The organism is Pseudovibrio sp. Ad37 (genome assembly GCF_001623075.1).
In the GTDB taxonomy this organism is placed as follows: Bacteria; Pseudomonadota; Alphaproteobacteria; order Rhizobiales; family Stappiaceae; genus Pseudovibrio.
This window is the reverse complement of the sequence record NZ_LMCF01000126.1, coordinates 1-963: the sequence shown is the minus strand read 5'-3', so window position 1 is coordinate 963 and position 963 is coordinate 1. Positions and strand designations below refer to the sequence as shown.

Below are 963 nucleotides of genomic sequence, written 5' to 3'. Positions count from 1 at the left end.
GCCCAATCACATCAGCACTCACAGCACCGCTCAAGAAAACCTGATGCCCGCCCGCAAGGCGGATCCCAAGGCATAGTGGCTCTGCTTGATTTGAAGAGACTTCGCTATTCACCGGTATTGGTTGAGGGGCTTCTTCTGCATCCACGCTGACAGAGATAAACCCAGCCTTTGTTGGTTCTGCCGCCATCTCTTCAAGGGCGGGATTGAAACGAGGGTCTTTCAGCCAGTAATAAAGCCGCGCTTTTCTTATGCCATGTCGCTTGGCCACATGCGCAACCGGATCGCTTCCTTCAACGGCTTCTCGGCAAACCGCGCGCTTCTCATCGTCACTCCAGCGCCGTCCTTGGCTTTCTATCATCATCAAAGTCCATGCAGATAAAACTACACGTACGATAGAGCAGCAAAGCTAGAATCGTCAGGTCGGGTTCGCCGGACGCTTACGTTAGTCAGCCAGCCTGCGTCTCTCAACAAGGCTGCAATCCGACGGTAGCCATACCGACCATACTGACGTGTCAGCTCGATCATATCCGCGATCAGGCGTTCTTCATCAGTACGCCCACGTGGCAAACGCCGCTGTGTTGATCAATGTTGCCCCAGAACGCGGCAAACACACCGCTCAGAAACCTTGAACCGACTATGCACATGATCGATACAGGCCCACCTGCGTGAGGGGCTCAGAAGTTTCCCGATGCCGCTTCCTTCAAGATCAGCTTGTCCAACGTAAGGTCTGAAACCGCACGCCGCAGGTGCTCGTTCTCTTTCTGTAACCGCTTGTCAGTGCTGGATGTATTTTCCCCATTTGTGCTGCTTGAAAATTCCCCACTTTCGCAGCTTTGACTTTTGATTGAAGGGGCATGCCCCTTCAATCAAAAGTCAAAGCTGCGAAAGTGGGGAATTTTCAAGCAGCACAAATGGGGAAAATACATCCAGCACTGACAAGCGGTTACAGAAAGAGAACGAGCA

General features: G+C 52.4%; 1 protein-coding gene and 1 pseudogene. Both read right to left on the bottom strand.

Annotated features, from left to right (window positions below):
• Window positions 1–361: transposase (locus PsAD37_RS17420; protein WP_063297238.1), on the bottom strand; the 361-nt coding region annotated here is incomplete at its 3' end.
• Window positions 362–441: 80 nt separating this feature from the next.
• Window positions 442–773: pseudogene (locus tag PsAD37_RS27705) on the bottom strand (IS3 family transposase); the annotation flags it as partial.
• Window positions 774–963: the final 190 nt, after the last annotated feature.